Annotated in this window: 1 protein-coding gene; it reads right to left on the bottom strand. The window is 67.8% G+C overall.

Annotated elements, in window-relative coordinates:
* The coding region (locus tag AC2A06_RS18670; RefSeq protein ID WP_484381279.1) for an Ig-like domain-containing protein at positions 1-795 on the bottom strand (795 nt) is incomplete at both ends.

Raw genomic sequence — 795 nt, 5'->3', positions numbered from 1 at the left:
CTGCTGATCGGACCATAGCTGCCATCGGCGGCTACCGGCCCGGTGGCGGTGCTGCCATCCGGGAAGGTGACCGTGATGGTGCTGTTAGGCTCGGCGGTACCGGAGACACTCAAGGTGCCATCTGGGTTAGCGACCACACTTGGCGCAGCCGGCGCCACTGGGGCGGTGCTGTCCACATAGGCGGTGACCGCGGACGGGCTGTCATTGCCGGCCACATCGGTGGCCAGCACGCTGACATCACCACTGGTTTGCGGCGCGGTGCTGCTGATCGGCCCATAGCTGCCATCGGCAGCCACCGGCCCGGTGGCGGTGCTGCCGTCCGGGAAGGTGACCGTGATGGTGCTGCCCGGCTCCGCGGTACCGGAGACCGTCAAGGTGCCATCTGGGTTAGCCACCACACTTGGCGCGGCCGGGGCCACCGGCGCGGTGCTGTCCACATACGCGGTGACCGCGGACGGACTGTCATTGCCGGCCACATCGGTAGCCAGCACGCTGACATCACCACTGGTTTGAGGCGCGGTGCTGCTGATAGGACCGTAGCTGCCATCGGCGGCCACCGGCCCGGTGGCGGTGCTGCCGTCCGGGAAGGTGACCGTGATGGTGCTGCCCGGCTCGGCGGTACCGGACACAGTCAGGGTACCGTCTGGGTTAGCGACCACGCTTGGCGCGGCTGGCGCGACAGGGCCAGTGCTGTCCACATACGCGGTGACCGCGGACGGACTGTCATTGCCGGCCACATCGGTGGCCAGCACGCTGACATCACCACTGGTTTGTGGTGCGGTGCTGCTGATAGGA

Source organism: Serratia sp. HNCC26DJ244, assembly GCF_057180565.1.
This window is presented reverse-complemented; position numbering and strand designations above follow the sequence as displayed.